This window comes from Pseudomonas alcaligenes, from assembly GCF_041729615.1.
In the GTDB taxonomy this organism is placed as follows: domain Bacteria; phylum Pseudomonadota; class Gammaproteobacteria; order Pseudomonadales; family Pseudomonadaceae; genus Aquipseudomonas; species Aquipseudomonas alcaligenes_B.
Genome location: NZ_CP154874.1, coordinates 2,752,729 through 2,767,161, shown reverse-complemented (window position 1 = coordinate 2,767,161; position 14,433 = coordinate 2,752,729). Strand labels below are relative to the sequence as shown.

The following is a 14,433-nucleotide window of genomic DNA, read 5'->3' as shown; positions in this document are numbered from 1 at the left end:
GCAACCCGGCAGACCGACGGCGCCAGGCGCGCGCGCCGCGGCCGCCAGCTCAGCGCAGGGTGGCGGCGATGGCGTGGATGTCCGCGCGGTGGCTGACCACCAGCTCCAGCTCGCCGTTGTCGCCGATGAAGTTCAGCGGCGGCCGCAGCTTGTGGTAGGCCGCCAGCTCCACCAGCTGCGGCAGCTCGGCCAGGGCATCGCGCTCCTTGATGGCATGGAACAGGGCCAGGTTGACCAGATCGATCAGCTCCAGCTCCCATCCGTTGCTGGCGCCCCAGTTGCCGGCGCCACGGATCACCCCGATGTACTCGTCGTCCACCGCCCACTTCTTCAGCACTATCACCCCCAGCGACTTGCTGTATTCGCGGCACAACTTGTAGTACAGCTCGCCGGAGGGAATCTGCGCCTCGTCCTTGAACGCCGAGAGCACGGCCAGGGTGCCCACCTCGCTGAGCAGGCTGGCCAGCAGGGCGTGCTCCGGCGCCACCTGGCCGAGCAGGCGGGCGAGCATGGCGCAGGTGCTGGCCTTGAGCACCAGGCGCTCCCAGACCTCCATGAACAGGCGCTTGTGCGCCGGGCTGTGCAGGGTGAACAGGCTCTTGATGCTGTGCACCATGGTGATGCGATCGACCTCGCCCACGCCGAGCAGCACTATCACTTCCTGCAGGGTGCGCGGCGCCACCGGGTGGCGATACAGGGCGCAGGAGGCGTGCTTCATCAGCAGCGCGGCCAGCGCCGGGTCGCGGCTGACCAGGCGCGCCAGTGCGCCCAGGCTGACCTGGCCGTCGCTCAGCGCCCGGCGGATCTCCAGGGTCAGCGCCGGCAGGCTGGGCAGCTGTTCCTGGCCCTGCATCAGCTGCGACACCACCCGCCGGTAGATCGAATAGTCCGAAACCTCGACCGCCAAGGCACACCTCCTAGCCCCCCAGAAGCAGTGTAGGTGCTGCCGGCAGCTCGGACGTCTATGATGGGCCAAGCCCTCCATCACACATGCCTACCATGAACTGGCTGGAAGAGGCCAAGGCGCTGTTCGCCGCGCCCAGGCCCGCACACTTCACCGACTACCGGCACTGCGATGAATGCTGCGAGCACGACCAGACGCTGCTCAACGCAAGCATCGACGGCATCGGCCTGCGCGAGCTGGGCAACCCCGGCTGGGACCCGCTGTGCTTCGTCACTCCCGAGGGCCTGGGCTACTACTTCCCGGCGCTGGTGCGCCTGTGCCTGGAGAGCGACGAGCAGAGTTCCTACATCGGCCAGTTCCTCTTCCATCTCAGCTACGACGGCCCGCAGAACCGCCATGTGCTGGCCTTCAGCCAGGCGCAGCGGGACTTCGTGGGGCGTTTCCTCGAGCATCTGCTGGAGAGCCGCGCCGAGCTGATCGAGCGCTGCGGCGAAGCCGACGACCTGTTCGCCGCCCTCCGCATCTGGCGCGACGCGGCCTGACTGCCGCCCCGATTTTCTCGCCATCTGTATCGCGCGGCGCGGCCCGCGCCGTGCCAGCATGGGAACTCTGTCCGCCGGAGCAGCGCCATGCTCAGCCTCACCCTGAACGCCCTCGCCGTCTTTCCCGACCAGCTGCAGGCCCACTTCGCTGCCTTCCCCGTCGCCTGCCGGCACTGGCGGCCGGCGTCCTGGGAGGGCATCCCCAGCGAGCCCTTCAGCGCCATCGAACAGCTCTGCCATGTGCGCGACATCGAGGTGGAGGGCTACCAGCTGCGCATCCGCCGCACCCTCAGCGAAGACAACCCGCTGCTGCTCTCGCTGGACGGCGCGGCCATGGCCCGCGCACGCCGCTACGCCGAGGCGGATGCCGACTCGGTGCTGGCCGAGTTCCACCGCGCCCGGCGCGAGACCCTGGCGCTGCTCGGCACGCTCGACGCGGCCCAGCTGCAGCGCCCGGCCCGCTTCGAGGGCTACGGCGAGCTGACCCTGCGCAGCCTGCTGCACTACCTGTGCAGCCACGACCAGCAGCACCTGGCCGGCCTGCAGTGGCTGCTCGGCAAGCTCGCCGCGACCGCCCCACACGCCCCTGCGAGCACTCCGACATGCAACTGACCTGGCACCTCAAGCACCACAGCGACCTGGACAAGCGCGAGCTGTACGCCCTGCTCGAACTGCGCTCGCGCGTCTTCGTGGTCGAGCAGCACTGCCCCTACCAGGACGTCGATGGCCAGGACCTGCTCTGCGATACCTGCCACCTGCTGGCCTGGCAGGACGAGCGGCTGCTGGCCTACCTGCGCCTGCTCGACCCGGCGACCCAGGGCGGCGAGGCGGTGATCGGCCGCGTGGTGATCGCCCCCGAGGCGCGCGGCAGCGGCCTCGGCCACCAGCTGATGGAGCGCGCCGTGGCGGCCTGCCTGCAGCGCTGGCCCGGACTGCCGATCTACCTCTCGGCGCAAGCCCACCTGCAGGGCTACTACGGCCGCTATGACTTCGTCGCGGTGACCGCGCCGTACCTGGAAGACGACATCCCGCACGTCGGCATGCGCCGCACCTGAGCAAGAGCGTTCAAGACGGCCGCGCGCCGGGCAGCCACACTGACCCGCGATGGCTACGAGGAGTCTTGTCATGTGGATGGGTACGCTGTTCGCCCTGATCGCCGGGATGATGTGGGGGCTGGTATTCGTCGGCCCGCTGCTGCTGCCGGAATACCCGGCCGCCCTGCAATCGGTCGGGCGCTACCTGGCCTTCGGCCTGATCGCCCTGCCTCTGGCCTGGCTCGACCGCGCGCGCCTGCGCCAGCTGTCGCGCAGCGACTGGCTGGAGGCGCTGAAGCTGTCGGCGGTGGGCAACCTGCTCTACTACCTGTGCCTGGCCAGCGCCATCCAGCGCGCCGGCGGGCCGCTGCCGACCATGATCATCGGCACCCTGCCGGTGGTCATCGCCATCGCCGCCAACCTGCGCAACGTCGAGCGCGACGGCCGTCTGCCCTGGGCCCGGATGCTGCCCTCGCTGGGGCTGATCGGCGCCGGCATCGCCTGCGTCAACCAGGCCGAGCTGCAGGCCCTGAGCGCCGCCGGCAATACCGACTGGGGCCGCTACGCCAGCGGCGCGCTGCTGGCGGTGATCGCCGTGGCCTGCTGGACCTGGTACCCGTTGCGCAACGCCGACTGGCTGCGTGACCATCCCGGGCGCAGCCCACGCACCTGGGCCACCGCCCAGGGCCTGGTGACCCTGCCCATGGCCCTGCTCGGCTATGCCCTGCTGTGGGCCGGCATGGCCGCCAGCGGCAGCGACTTCGCCATGCCGCTGGGGCCGCGCCCGGAGCAGTTCATCGCCCTGATGCTGGTCATCGCCCTGCTCGCTTCCTGGGTCGGCACCCTGTGCTGGAACGAGGCCAGCCAGCGCCTGCCGACCTCGCTGGCCGGCCAGCTGATCGTCTTCGAGACCCTGGCGGCACTGGCCTATGCCTTCATCCTGCGCGGCCAGTGGCCGGCGCCGCTGACCCTGGCCGGCATCGCCCTGCTGATCGTCGGCGTGCTCTGGGCGGTCAGGGTAAGGCCGCAGCGGGCCTGAGCAGCTCGGCCGGCGGCTCCTGCCCCGGCAACCAGCGCCGGTAGATCAGGGCGAAGCTGCCGTCGGCCTTCATCGAATCCAGCGCCTGCTGCCAGTCGCACACCACGGCGTCCGCGGTACTCGGCGAGAAGGCGATGTAGGCTTCGCTGCGCAGGAAGCCATACAGCGGCTCGACCTGCTCCGGGCGCAGCCCGCCCAGGGCCAGCAGGCTCTCCAGGGTCACGTTGTCGGCCACCACCACCGGTACCCGGCCGTGGCGCAGCATGCTCATCATCTGCTGCGGACCGATCACTCCGTACAGGTTGTCCAGGCCGCGCGCCTCGAGTGCCTGGTAGCTGTACCACTGCCGCGGCACGGCGACCGTGCCGACCCGCGCGGCATCCTCCAGGCTGTCGATGCGGATGCCCGAACCCCTGAGCGCGTAGAAGCTGGTGACCACCACCGCCACCGGCCCGACCCACTTGAACAGCGGCTCGCGCTCGGCGGTGCGCATGGTGACGAACAGGCCGCTGTCGGGCTCGCTGCTGGCCGCCTGGTAGCCGCGCGCCCAGGGCACCACCGAGATCTGCGCGCGCTGGCCGGTGCGCTCGAGAATCTCGCGCACCAGGTCGACGGCCAGGCCCACGGGGCGGCCGTCGCGGGCGAAGTTCAGCGGCGGGTACTCCTCGGTATACAGCTGCAGCGGCGCAGCCTGCAGGCCGGGGAACAGGCTCAGGGCGAACAGGCATCCCAGCCAACGCCAGCGGGCAGTGCACATCGCGGTTTCACCTGGGCTGGGCAGACACTTCCACAGTCTAGTCGGGCGCGGGCAGCGGGCACGGCGCGGCTCTGCTACCCTGGCCGCCCCGTTGCACGACGCCCGAGCATGGACAAACACGCCCTCCAGCAGCTGGTCTGCGCCCGCCTCGAAGCCGACCTGGCCCTGCTGGTCGCGGCCGCCGAGAGCGCGCGCCAAGCCGCCACCCACGAAGAAAGCAAGGCCGAGAACAAGTACGACACCCGCGGCCTGGAGGCCTCCTACCTGGCCGCCGGGCAGTCGCGCCGCGCCGCCGAGATCCGCGCCGCCCTGGCCGCCTGGCGCGCCCTGGCGCCGCGCCCCTACGACGAGGCGCAGGGCATCCAGCTCGGCGCGCTGATCTGGCTGGCCGCCGCAGGACGCGAGCAGTGCCTGCTGCTGGGCCCCGACGGCGCCGGCCTGAAGCTGCAGGCCGAGGGCGTGGCCATCACCCTGATCACGCCGCACGCCCCGCTCGGCCGTCAGCTGCTCGGGCAGGGCCCGGGCGACAGCGTGCAGATCGGCGCGCACACCTGGGCAGTGCTGCGGGTGGAGTGATCAGGCTGCCGCCGACTGGCCGCCCTCCAGCAGGTAGGCGTCGAAGCCCAGCTGGTTGAGCAGGTGCACGGCCAGTTCGCTGCGGATGCCGCCTTCCGGGGTGACCACGTAGCAGGTGGCGCGGTCGAGGCTGTCGGCATGGGTGCGCAGGTTGGCCACCGGCAGGTTGAGGCTCTCCGGCAGGTGGCCGAGGCGGTACTCCACGGCCAGGCGCACGTCCAGCAGGAGGTGCGGGCGCTGCCCCTGCTGGCTCAGCTGCTGCAGGTCGTGCGTGCTGATGCGCGGGATCAGGGTCGGCCGCACCAGCTCGACGAAGTCGTCGCGGTGCAGGCGCGCCAGCTCGCCATCCTCCAGCATGGTCACGCTGGCCGAGCGCACCGCGCCGCTGACCAGCGCCTCCTCGCCGAAGAAGTCGCCACGCTCCAGCACCAGGGCCGGCTGCTCGCGGTAGGCGGAGGGCAGGCTGACCTGGGCGCGGCCGCGCTTGAGCACGAAGAAGTGCTCGCCCGGCTCGCCATAGCCGACGACCCGCTCGCCGGCCCTGGCCTCGACGTACTCGAAGCGCGCCAGCAGGGCATGCAGGTGCGACGGCGGCAGGCGGCCGAACAGCGGCGTGCCGAGCAGGCGCGCCAGCCAGTCGTCCGCGTCCTGTTCCTCCACCTGCATCTCGCCCAGGCTGCTGACCTGGTAGGCCGCCTCCTGGCTCCAGCCCAGCAGGCGCTCCAGCAGCTGGCGCTCGACGGCGAACAGGCGCACGTCGGTGAGCGCGCGTACGCTGGAAGGGTTGTGCTGCCCCGGGTTGAGCGGCAGGTGGGCCTGCGGCGAGCCGCTCTCGATGGACTGCTTGCCGTTGCCGCTGTCCACGCTGACCCGGCCTTCCAGCAGGTAATACTGGGCCACCGAGCGCTCGCCCTTGTGCAACAGCGGGGTGCCGGCCGGGCGCTGCAGGTAGGTGAGGCTGGCATGCAGCTGCTGGCGGTAGTGCGGGGTGAGGAAATCCATCGGGCTGAAGCTGCTCAGCTGTTCGCAGGTCAGCGGGGACGGTGCAGTGCTCATGGTGAACCTCCGCAATGAAGCGCGGCCGTGCGTGTCGAGAGCGCTCCCTTGCCAGGCTATGCCTTAACCATAGCCCTTGGCCATCAGGGCGGTGCTGACACTGGTCGGATTGCCCAAGCCGAAAAACAATTTCCTTTTTTCTCAATGAGTTGCGCACAGAGCCAGGGGATGACTCTGTGGATAACAGGGGGATCGGCCGCCGCACCCCAGGCTGGCCGGGGCCTGCGCCGGACTGTTCAGTTTTCGCTCAGGCGCCGCCCTGCAGCTCGCGCCAGGTCAGGTGCAGACGCAGGTCGAACTCCAGCTGGTGGTAGTCCGGCAGCATGTACTGACACAGCTTGTAGAAGGCCCTGTTGTGTTCGGCCTCCTTCAGGTGCGCCAGCTCGTGTACCACGATCATGTTGAGGAACTCCGGCGCCGCGTCCTTGAACAGCGCGGCCACGCGGATCTCCTTCTTCGCCTTGAGCTTGCCGCCCTGCACCCGCGAGATCGCCGTGTGCAGGCCCAGGGCGCGGTGGGTGAGGTCGAGTCGGTTGTCGTAGAGCACCTTGTCGATGGCCGGCGCGCTGCGCAGGTACTCCTGCTTGAGGTCGAGCACGTAGCCATAGAGCGCCTTGTCGCTCTGCACCTGGTGGCGATGGGGGTAGCGCTCGGCCAGATAGTCGCCCAGGCGGTTCTCGGCGACCATCTGCAGCACCTGCTGCTGCAGGTGCGGCGGGTAGCCCTGGAGGTACTTGAAGGGCGTCATGCCGTCACTCCCGGCAGGCCCGCACGGCGCTGTCCAGCAACAGCGAGCAGGGCCGCTCGGCCAGGTAGCTGCGGTAGACCCGCAGCAACTGCTCGGCGCTGTAGCGGCAGTGCGCAACCTGGCACTCGGTGCTGAACTCGAAACGGCCACCCGCCGGCTCGGCCAGGCGGATGGAGAGCGCCGGCCAGTCGCTCGGCGGCGCTTCCAGCGGGGTGAACAGCAGGCGCTCCTGGCGCTGCACCAGCTGGCCTCCGGCGGCGGCGTAGTCGAAGACGAACAGCAGGGTGCGCGAGACCTTGGTGGTGCACTCGGCGCGCGTGGCGCAGCGCAGCGGCTCCCCCGGCGACGCGGCGACCGGGGCCGGCGGCACGGCGGTCGGCGCCTGGCTGGCGCAACCGGCCAGCAGCAGGACGGCGCCCAGCGCCAGGGTGCGTGACGGCATTGTTCCCTCCCTCAGACGCGAAAGCCCCGCGGAGCGGGGCTTTCGGTACGGCATGGCGGCTTAGTTGACCTTGGCCGCCAGCTCGCCGCTGGCGTAGCGCTTGTACATGCCTTCCAGGGAGATCGGCTTGATCTTGGAGGCATTGCCAGCGGTGCCGAAGGCTTCGTAGCGGGCGATGCAGATGTCGCGCATGGCTTCGATGGTCTTGGCGAAGAACTTGCGCGGGTCGAACTCGCTCGGGTGCTCGGCCATCATGCGGCGGATGGCGCCGGTGGAGGCCAGACGCAGGTCGGTGTCGATGTTGACCTTGCGCACGCCGTGCTTGATGCCCTCGACGATTTCCTCGACCGGCACGCCGTAGGTTTCCTTGATGTCGCCGCCGAACTCGTTGATCACCTTCAGCCACTCCTGCGGCACCGAGGAGGAGCCGTGCATCACCAGGTGGGTGTTGGGGATGCGCTTGTGGATTTCCTTGATGCGCTCGATGGAGAGCACGTCGCCGGTCGGCGGCTTGGTGAACTTGTAGGCGCCGTGGCTGGTGCCGATGGCGATGGCCAGGGCATCGACCTGGGTGGCCTTGACGAAGGCCGCGGCTTCTTCCGGATCGGTCAGCAGCTGGCTGTGGTCCAGCACGCCTTCGGCGCCGACGCCGTCTTCCTCGCCGGCCATGCCGGTTTCCAGGCTGCCCAGGCAGCCCAGTTCGCCTTCCACGGACACGCCGCAGGCATGCGCGAAGGCCACGGTCTGCTGGGTCACGCGCACGTTGTAGTCATAGTCGGCCGGGGTCTTGCCGTCTTCCTTCAGCGAGCCGTCCATCATCACCGAGCTGAAGCCCAGCTGGATCGAGCGCTGGCACACGTCCGGGCTGGTGCCGTGGTCCTGGTGCATGCACACCGGGATATGCGGGAATTCCTCGATGGCGGCCAGGATCAGGTGGCGCAGGAAGGGTGCGCCGGCGTATTTGCGGGCACCGGCGGAAGCCTGGACGATCACCGGGGAGTCGGTCTTGTCGGCCGCTTCCATGATGGCGCGCATCTGCTCGAGGTTGTTGACGTTGAAGGCCGGCACGCCGTAGCCGAATTCGGCGGCGTGGTCGAGCATCTGGCGCATGCTGATAAGTGCCATCTGTGAAGCTCCCAATCAGGGTCGTTGAATTGTGCAAGCCTGCCGCAGGGGCGGGCCGGGTTCAAGTTCCCGGGGAGGAGCGGTCATCCCCGGGGCAAAGCAAAATGGATCAGGGTGCCTTGCAGCCACGCCCGATCAGGTCGTCGTCGGCCACCCGGTAGACCAGGCCTTCCTCGCCCTTGGTGTGGAAGGCCAGCCTGCCGTCGCTGTACAGCACGCCCGAGGCCGCCGGCTCCTGCACCAGGCGGTGGACGATATCGTCGCCGCCCAGGCGCAGGTCCACGCTCTCGCCATCGGCGTCAGCGAGACGCCACAGCACCTCGACCTGGCTGTCGCAGACCCAGCGGGTCCACTCGTCGCTCGGCGCCGACTGGCTGGCGCAGCCGCCGAGCAGGACGGCCAGGGCCAGGGTGATGCATCCCTGTTTCAGCATGGTGGTTCTCCGGTTGGCCTTTCTCCCCTCTCCCACGCGTGGGAGAGGGGCCGGGGGAGAGGGTGCAGTCCATCGCCCTCCCCAACCCTCTCCCGTAAACGGGAGAGGGGGTTATTGGGCGCGCTGTTCCAGCACTGCCACGGCCGGCAGCACCTTGCCCTCGACGAACTCGAGGAAGGCGCCGCCACCGGTGGAGATGTAGCTGATCTGCTCGCCCACGCCGTACTTGTCGATCGCGGCCAGGGTGTCGCCACCACCGGCGATAGAGAACGCCGGGCTCTCGGCGATGGCCTGGGCCAGCACCTTGGTGCCGTTGCCGAACTGGTCGAACTCGAACACGCCGACCGGGCCGTTCCACAGGATGGTCTTGGACGACTTCAGCAGCTCGGCGAACTGCGCAGCGGTCTGCGGGCCGATGTCGAGGATCATATCGTCGTCGGCGACGTCGGCGATGGCTTTCACGGTCGCCTCGGCGTCTTCGGCGAAGGCCTTGGCCACCACCACGTCGACCGGCAGAGGCACGCTGACCTTGCCCGCGATGGCCTTGGCGGTGTCGACCAGATCGGCCTCGTACAGCGACTTGCCAACCTTGTAGCCGGCCGCGGCGAGGAAGGTGTTGGCGATGCCGCCACCGACGATCAGCTGGTCGCAGATCTGGCTCAGGCTGTTCAGCACGTCGAGCTTGGTCGACACCTTGGAGCCGGCGACGATGGCCGCCATCGGACGTTGCGGGTTGCCCAGGGCCTTGCCCAGGGCGTCCAGCTCGGCGGCCAGCAGCGGGCCGGCGCAGGCGACCTTGGCGAACTTGGCCACGCCGTGGGTCGAACCCTCGGCGCGGTGAGCGGTGCCGAAGGCGTCCATCACGAACACGTCGCACAGGGCGGCGTATTGCTGGGCCAGCTCGTCGGCGTTCTTCTTCTCACCCTTGTTGAAGCGCACGTTCTCGAACAGCACGATCTCGCCGGCTTTCACCTCGACGCCGCCCAGGTAGTCCTTGACCAGCGGCACGTCGCGGCCCAGGGCCTTGCTCAGGTAGGCGGCGACCGGCGCCAGGCTGTTCTCCTCGGAGAACTCGCCCTCGGTCGGGCGGCCCAGGTGCGAGCAGACCATCACCGCAGCGCCCTTCTCCAGGGCCAGCTTGATGGTCGGCAGAGAGGCGAGGATGCGCGCGTCGCTCTTCACCACGCCGTCCTTCACCGGCACGTTGAGGTCTTCGCGGATCAGCACGCGCTTACCGGCGAGGTCGAGATCGGTCATCTTCAGAACGGTCATGGTCAGTCCTTCACGGGGGCTGGTTACTTGGAGGAATTGGCGACGGCGAGGAAGTGTTCCGCGACGTCGAGCATACGGTTGGCGAAGCCCCATTCGTTGTCGAACCAGGCCAGCAGGTTGACCAGGCGCGGGCCGGAGACCCGGGTCTGACTGCCGTCAACGATGGCCGAATGGGCATCATGGTTGAAGTCACAGCTGGCGTGCGGCAGCTCGGTGTAGGCCAGCAGGCCCTGCAGCGGACCGGCCTCGGCAGCCTGGCGCAGCACGCGGTTGATCTCGGCGGCACTGGTGTCGCGCGCCACCTGCAGGGTGATGTCGAGGCAGGAGACATTCACCGTCGGCACGCGGATGGCCTTGGCCTGAATGCGCCCGGCCAGCTCCGGCAGCAGGCGCTCGATGCCCCGCGCCAGGCCGGTGGACACCGGGATCACCGACTGGAAGGCCGAGCGCGTGCGACGCAGGTCTTCATGGTGGTAGGCGTCGATCACCGGCTGGTCGTTCATCGCCGAGTGGATGGTGGTGATGGAGACGTACTCCAGTCCCACCGCCTCGTTGAGCAGCTTGAGCAGCGGCACCGCGCAGTTGGTGGTGCAGGACGCATTGGACACCAGCTTCTCCGCGCCGCTCAGGCAGGCCTGGTTGACGCCGAACACCACGGTGGCGTCGATGTCCGCCTCGCTGGCCATCGGCTGGGAGAACAGCACCCGCGGCGCGCCGGCCGCAAGAAACCGCTCGCCATCGACGCGGCTGTGGTAGACGCCGGAGCACTCCAGCAGCAGGTCGATGCCCAGCGCGGCCCAGTCGATGCCTTCCGGCTCGCTCTGGCGCAGCACCTTCACGCAGTCGCCGTTGATGTGCAGGCAATCGCCGTCGACCTGCACCTGGCCGGGGAAGCGGCCGTGGGTGGAGTCGAAACGGGTCAGGTACTCGATGCTGGCCTGGTCGGCCAGGTCGTTCAGCGCGACTATCTCGAAGCCCGCCGCCGCGCCACGCTCGTGCAGGGCGCGCAGCACGCAGCGGCCGATACGGCCGTAGCCGTTGAGGGCGACTTTGTAGGGGCGGGCGTTGGGCATGGGTTCTCTCGGCGTCTGCGGTGTGCCACCTCTCCCATTCATGGGAGAGGGATGGGGAGAGGGTCGCCAGCAACGCAGCCCCCTCCCCCTGCCCCTCTCCCGCAAGCGGGAGAGGGGTGACTCAGGCGTCCAGCAGCTCGGCGGCGGTTTCCAGGATGTTCTCGACAGTGAAGCCGAACTCCTCGAACAGCTGCGCAGCCGGGGCGGACTCGCCGAAGGTGGTCATGCCGATGATGCGGCCTTCCAGGCCGACATACTTGTACCAGTAGTCGGCATGCGAGGCCTCGATGGCGATGCGCGCGCCGACCTGCAGCGGCAGCACGGCCTGCTTGTAGGCGGCGTCCTGCGCATCGAACACGGAGGTGGACGGCATGGACACGACGCGGACCTGCTTGCCCTGCTCGGTCAGCTTGTCGAAGGCCTGCACGGCCAGGCCGACTTCCGAACCGGTGGCGATCAGGATCAGCTCCGGCTCGCCGGCGCAGTCCTTGAGCACATAGGCGCCGCGGGCGATGTCGGCGACCTGCTGGGCGTCGCGCGCCTGGTGCGGCAGGTTCTGGCGGCTGAAGATCAGCGCGGACGGGCCGTCCTTGCGCTCGATGGCATGCTTCCAGGCCACCGCGGATTCCACCGCGTCGGCCGGGCGCCAGGTGTCCAGGTTCGGCGTGCCGCGCAGGCTGGCCAGCTGCTCGATCGGCTGGTGGGTCGGGCCGTCTTCGCCGAGGCCGATGGAGTCGTGGGTGAACACGTAGAGCACGCGCTGCTTCATCAGCGCCGACATGCGCACGGCGTTGCGCGCGTATTCCATGAAGATCAGGAAGGTCGCGCCGTAGGGGATGAAGCCGCCGTGCAGGGCGATGCCGTTCATGATGGCGCTCATGCCGAACTCGCGCACGCCGTAGAACAGGTAGTTACCGGCGGCATCGCCGGCTTCCACGCCCTTGCAGCCCTTCCACAGGGTCAGGTTGGAGCCGGCCAGGTCGGCGGAGCCGCCGAGGAATTCCGGCAGCAGCGGGCCGAAGGCGTTCAGCGCGTTCTGGCTGGCCTTGCGGCTGGCGATGGTTTCGCCCTTGGCGGCGACTTCCTGCACGTAGGCGGCGGCCTTGGCGGCGAAGTCGGCCGGCAGCTCGCCGGCCAGGCGGCGCTTGAACTCGGCGGCCAGTTCCGGGTGGGCAGCGGCGTAGGCGCTGAACTTGTCGTTCCAGGCGGCTTCGCGGGCGGCGCCGGCTTCCTTGGCGTCCCACTCGGCGTAGATCTCGGCCGGGATCTCGAAGGGGCCGTGGTTCCAGCCGAGGGCGGCGCGGGTGGCGGCGATCTCGTCGTTGCCCAGCGGGGCACCGTGGCACTCTTCCTTGCCCTGCTTGTTCGGCGAGCCGAAGCCGATCACGGTCTTGCAGCAGATCAGGGTCGGGCGGTCGCTGGTCTTGCGCGCGGTCTCGATGGCGGTCTTGATCTCGTCGGCATCGTGGCCGTCGACGTTGCGGATCACCTGCCAGCCATAGGCCTCGAAGCGCGCCGGGGTGTCGTCGGTGAACCAGCCGTGGACTTCGCCGTCGATGGAGATGCCGTTGTCGTCGTAGAAGGCGATCAGCTTGCCCAGGCCCAGAGTGCCAGCCAGCGAGCAGACTTCATGGCTGATGCCTTCCATCATGCAACCGTCGCCGAGGAAGGCGTAGGTGAAGTGGTCGACGATCTCGTGGCCGGGACGGTTGAACTGCGCGCCCAGAACCTTCTCGGCGATGGCGAAGCCCACGGCGTTGGCGATGCCCTGGCCCAGCGGACCGGTGGTGGTCTCCACGCCCGGGGTGTAGCCGTATTCCGGGTGGCCCGGGGTGCGGCTGTGCAGCTGGCGGAACTGCTTGAGGTCGTCGATGCCGAGGTCGTAGCCGGTCAGGTGCAGCAGCGAGTAGATCAGCATCGAGCCGTGGCCGTTGGACAGCACGAAGCGGTCGCGGTCGGCCCAGTTCGGGTTCTGCGGGTTGTGCTTGAGGTAGTCGCGCCACAGCACTTCGGCGATGTCGGCCATGCCCATGGGGGCGCCGGGGTGGCCGCTGTTGGCCTTTTGCACGGCATCCATGCTGAGGGCACGAATGGCATTGGCTCGCTCACGACGGCTGGGCATCGCTGAATCTCCTGCGGGGGCTGCTTCTGAATGAAGGGGGCGGAAAAAGGCGCGTATTTTCGCCCAGCAGGCGCCGCGGGGGCAATGACAGATGGTCGAACGCCCCGCGGCAATCGTCAGTCGGCGCTGAACACCCCGTGCGCCGGCGCCTGCGGCCCGCCCAGGCAGGGCGCCTGGAACAGTTCGCCATGCCACACCCCGCGCAGGGTGCGCTGCAGCACCAGCAGCCAGACCGCCGCCAGCTGCACCGCCAGCACCAGGCCGACCAGGGCGAAGAAGCGCAGTTCGGTCAGGCGCAGCAGCTCGAAGGTGGCCAGGGCGAATACCCCGAGCGGGAAGGTGAAGCCCCACCAGCCGAGGTTGAACGGCATGTTGTCGCGGATGTAGTGGCGGGTGAACAGGACGGCGATGACCAGCCACCACAGCCCCGCGCCCCAAAGCGCCAGGCCGCCGACCAGGCCGAAGCCGTGGACGATCTCGGCGGCGCCGGCCAGCGCGGTGCCGGCGAAAGCCGCCGGTGCCGCCTGGCCCATGCTCAGCAGGCCCAGGCAGCCGGTGGCCAGCGGCCCCAGCGGCAGCCAGCTGGTGGCGGCGAAGTCGGTGTCCGGCAGCTTGTGCAGGGCCAGGCGCAGCAGCACCAGGGTGATCAGCGAGAAGGCCAGGGCCAGCGACATGCCCCAGAGAATGAAGCCGACCACCAGCAGCTGGCGCGCGGATGCCGGGTCCAGGTGCGGCATCAGCGCGCCACCGGCGCCAGCCGCCACCTCCGGCGCGACGATCGGCAGCAGCCACACGGCGGTCATCTTCTCCAGCGCATGGCTCTGCCGGGTAAACATCAGGTAGGGCACCAGCAGCGCGCTGCCCAGCGCCATGGCCGCATCCAGCCACCAGAGAGCATGCGCCAGCGCATACACGCCATCGCCCCAGCGCGCCGGGCCGAACTGCACCAGGCCGCTGATCAGCATGGCCAGGCCCATGGGAATGGCGCCGAGGAACATCGACTGCACCGGGTGCAGCAGCATCGGCCACAGGGTGTCGCGAAACAGCAGTGCACGCGCTAGGAACAGCAGGCTGAACACCGCGAAGAGCAGCACGGCGAACAGCCACAGGGCCTCGGCCAGGGCCAGCTGCCCCGGCAGGCTCCAGGGCAGGTGGGCGATCACCAGGGCGAGTACGCCGGTGCCCATGGTCATGGCGAACCAGTTGGGAGTGAAGTGACGGACGAAGGCCCAGGGTTCGGGCAGACGGGTGAAGGGGCGCGGCATGGGCATCACGGCAGGCAGCAACAAGAGGCTGCCAAGGCTAGAAAG

16 protein-coding genes are annotated in these 14,433 nt (G+C 69.1%); 5 read left to right on the top strand and 11 right to left on the bottom strand.

Annotated elements, in window-relative coordinates:
• Positions 1-49: 49 nt before the first annotated feature.
• Entirely contained in the window at positions 50-907 is an 858-nt protein-coding gene (locus AAG092_RS13470) for an HDOD domain-containing protein (RefSeq protein WP_373387069.1), read from the bottom strand.
• 92 nt (positions 908-999) lie between these two features.
• On the opposite strand from AAG092_RS13470, the gene AAG092_RS13465 reads away from it, so the two are divergent.
• The 4 genes from AAG092_RS13465 (at position 1,000) to AAG092_RS13450 (ending at position 3,519) form a co-directional block, all read left to right on the top strand.
• Complete coding sequence (locus AAG092_RS13465) at positions 1,000-1,446, top strand: hypothetical protein (RefSeq protein ID WP_373387068.1); 447 nt, start codon at positions 1,000-1,002, stop codon at positions 1,444-1,446.
• 87 nt (positions 1,447-1,533) lie between these two features.
• Positions 1,534-2,058: a DinB family protein gene (locus AAG092_RS13460; protein ID WP_373387067.1), complete on the top strand. Its 525-nt coding sequence runs from the start codon at positions 1,534-1,536 to the stop codon at positions 2,056-2,058.
• Positions 2,049-2,501 (top strand): GNAT family N-acetyltransferase, encoded by a 453-nt coding sequence (locus tag AAG092_RS13455; RefSeq protein WP_110682929.1) that lies wholly within the window; start codon positions 2,049-2,051, stop codon positions 2,499-2,501. The genes AAG092_RS13460 and AAG092_RS13455 overlap by 10 nt, the downstream gene beginning before the upstream one ends.
• A gap of 70 nt (positions 2,502-2,571) precedes the next feature.
• Positions 2,572-3,519: a DMT family transporter gene (locus tag AAG092_RS13450; RefSeq protein ID WP_110682928.1), complete on the top strand. Its 948-nt coding sequence runs from the start codon at positions 2,572-2,574 to the stop codon at positions 3,517-3,519.
• On the opposite strand, the gene AAG092_RS13445 is transcribed toward AAG092_RS13450, so the two are convergent.
• On the bottom strand, positions 3,494-4,276 hold the full coding sequence (locus tag AAG092_RS13445; protein WP_373387066.1) for a substrate-binding periplasmic protein: 783 nt from the start codon (positions 4,274-4,276) through the stop codon (positions 3,494-3,496). The two genes, AAG092_RS13450 and AAG092_RS13445, sit on opposite strands and share 26 nt — an antisense overlap.
• Before the next feature lie 108 nt (positions 4,277-4,384).
• On the opposite strand from AAG092_RS13445, the gene AAG092_RS13440 reads away from it, so the two are divergent.
• Entirely contained in the window at positions 4,385-4,852 is a 468-nt protein-coding gene (locus tag AAG092_RS13440; RefSeq protein WP_110682926.1) for a transcription elongation factor GreAB, read from the top strand.
• Here the strand turns inward: AAG092_RS13440 and AAG092_RS13435 are convergent, their stop codons facing one another.
• The 9 genes from AAG092_RS13435 to AAG092_RS13395 all read right to left on the bottom strand — a co-directional run bounded on the left by AAG092_RS13435 (position 4,853) and on the right by AAG092_RS13395 (position 14,388).
• Positions 4,853-5,908 (bottom strand): cyclic nucleotide-binding domain-containing protein, encoded by a 1,056-nt coding sequence (locus AAG092_RS13435; protein WP_110682925.1) that lies wholly within the window; start codon positions 5,906-5,908, stop codon positions 4,853-4,855.
• Positions 5,909-6,155: 247 nt separating this feature from the next.
• Positions 6,156-6,656, bottom strand: a complete 501-nt coding sequence (locus tag AAG092_RS13430) for a M48 family metallopeptidase (protein WP_110682924.1) — start codon at positions 6,654-6,656, stop codon at positions 6,156-6,158.
• 4 nt (positions 6,657-6,660) lie between these two features.
• Complete coding sequence (locus AAG092_RS13425; protein ID WP_110682923.1) at positions 6,661-7,098, bottom strand: hypothetical protein; 438 nt, start codon at positions 7,096-7,098, stop codon at positions 6,661-6,663.
• Positions 7,099-7,158: 60 nt separating this feature from the next.
• Positions 7,159-8,223 (bottom strand): class II fructose-bisphosphate aldolase, encoded by a 1,065-nt coding sequence (gene fba, locus AAG092_RS13420; protein WP_110682922.1) that lies wholly within the window; start codon positions 8,221-8,223, stop codon positions 7,159-7,161.
• Between the two features lie 109 nt (positions 8,224-8,332).
• Entirely contained in the window at positions 8,333-8,656 is a 324-nt protein-coding gene (locus AAG092_RS13415; protein ID WP_373387065.1) for an MliC family protein, read from the bottom strand.
• Between the two features lie 111 nt (positions 8,657-8,767).
• On the bottom strand, positions 8,768-9,928 hold the full coding sequence (locus tag AAG092_RS13410) for a phosphoglycerate kinase (protein WP_373387064.1): 1,161 nt from the start codon (positions 9,926-9,928) through the stop codon (positions 8,768-8,770).
• 23 nt (positions 9,929-9,951) lie between these two features.
• Entirely contained in the window at positions 9,952-11,001 is a 1,050-nt protein-coding gene (gene epd / locus AAG092_RS13405) for an erythrose-4-phosphate dehydrogenase (protein ID WP_373387063.1), read from the bottom strand.
• Positions 11,002-11,122: 121 nt separating this feature from the next.
• On the bottom strand, positions 11,123-13,123 hold the full coding sequence (gene tkt / locus AAG092_RS13400; protein WP_373387062.1) for a transketolase: 2,001 nt from the start codon (positions 13,121-13,123) through the stop codon (positions 11,123-11,125).
• Positions 13,124-13,239: 116 nt separating this feature from the next.
• A complete protein-coding gene (locus AAG092_RS13395) occupies positions 13,240-14,388 on the bottom strand; it encodes a TDT family transporter (RefSeq protein WP_373387061.1) in 1,149 nt (382 codons plus the stop codon).
• Positions 14,389-14,433 lie beyond the last annotated feature (45 nt).

Excerpts from the sequence above, each read along its gene's own strand:
- AAG092_RS13465 (WP_373387068.1), top strand. The coding sequence starts at position 1,000 with ATGAACTGGCTGGAAGAGGCCAAGGCGCTGTTCGCCGCGCCCAGGCCC.
- AAG092_RS13460 (WP_373387067.1), top strand. The coding sequence starts at position 1,534 with ATGCTCAGCCTCACCCTGAACGCCCTCGCCGTCTTTCCCGACCAGCTG.
- AAG092_RS13455 (WP_110682929.1), top strand. The coding sequence starts at position 2,049 with ATGCAACTGACCTGGCACCTCAAGCACCACAGCGACCTGGACAAGCGC.
- AAG092_RS13450 (WP_110682928.1), top strand. The coding sequence starts at position 2,572 with ATGTGGATGGGTACGCTGTTCGCCCTGATCGCCGGGATGATGTGGGGG.
- AAG092_RS13445 (WP_373387066.1), bottom strand. The coding sequence starts at position 4,276 with ATGTGCACTGCCCGCTGGCGTTGGCTGGGATGCCTGTTCGCCCTGAGC.
- AAG092_RS13440 (WP_110682926.1), top strand. The coding sequence starts at position 4,385 with ATGGACAAACACGCCCTCCAGCAGCTGGTCTGCGCCCGCCTCGAAGCC.
- AAG092_RS13435 (WP_110682925.1), bottom strand. The coding sequence starts at position 5,908 with ATGAGCACTGCACCGTCCCCGCTGACCTGCGAACAGCTGAGCAGCTTC.
- AAG092_RS13430 (WP_110682924.1), bottom strand. The coding sequence starts at position 6,656 with ATGACGCCCTTCAAGTACCTCCAGGGCTACCCGCCGCACCTGCAGCAG.
- AAG092_RS13425 (WP_110682923.1), bottom strand. The coding sequence starts at position 7,098 with ATGCCGTCACGCACCCTGGCGCTGGGCGCCGTCCTGCTGCTGGCCGGT.
- fba (WP_110682922.1), bottom strand. The coding sequence starts at position 8,223 with ATGGCACTTATCAGCATGCGCCAGATGCTCGACCACGCCGCCGAATTC.
- AAG092_RS13415 (WP_373387065.1), bottom strand. The coding sequence starts at position 8,656 with ATGCTGAAACAGGGATGCATCACCCTGGCCCTGGCCGTCCTGCTCGGC.
- AAG092_RS13410 (WP_373387064.1), bottom strand. The coding sequence starts at position 9,928 with ATGACCGTTCTGAAGATGACCGATCTCGACCTCGCCGGTAAGCGCGTG.
- epd (WP_373387063.1), bottom strand. The coding sequence starts at position 11,001 with ATGCCCAACGCCCGCCCCTACAAAGTCGCCCTCAACGGCTACGGCCGT.
- tkt (WP_373387062.1), bottom strand. The coding sequence starts at position 13,123 with ATGCCCAGCCGTCGTGAGCGAGCCAATGCCATTCGTGCCCTCAGCATG.
- AAG092_RS13395 (WP_373387061.1), bottom strand. The coding sequence starts at position 14,388 with ATGCCGCGCCCCTTCACCCGTCTGCCCGAACCCTGGGCCTTCGTCCGT.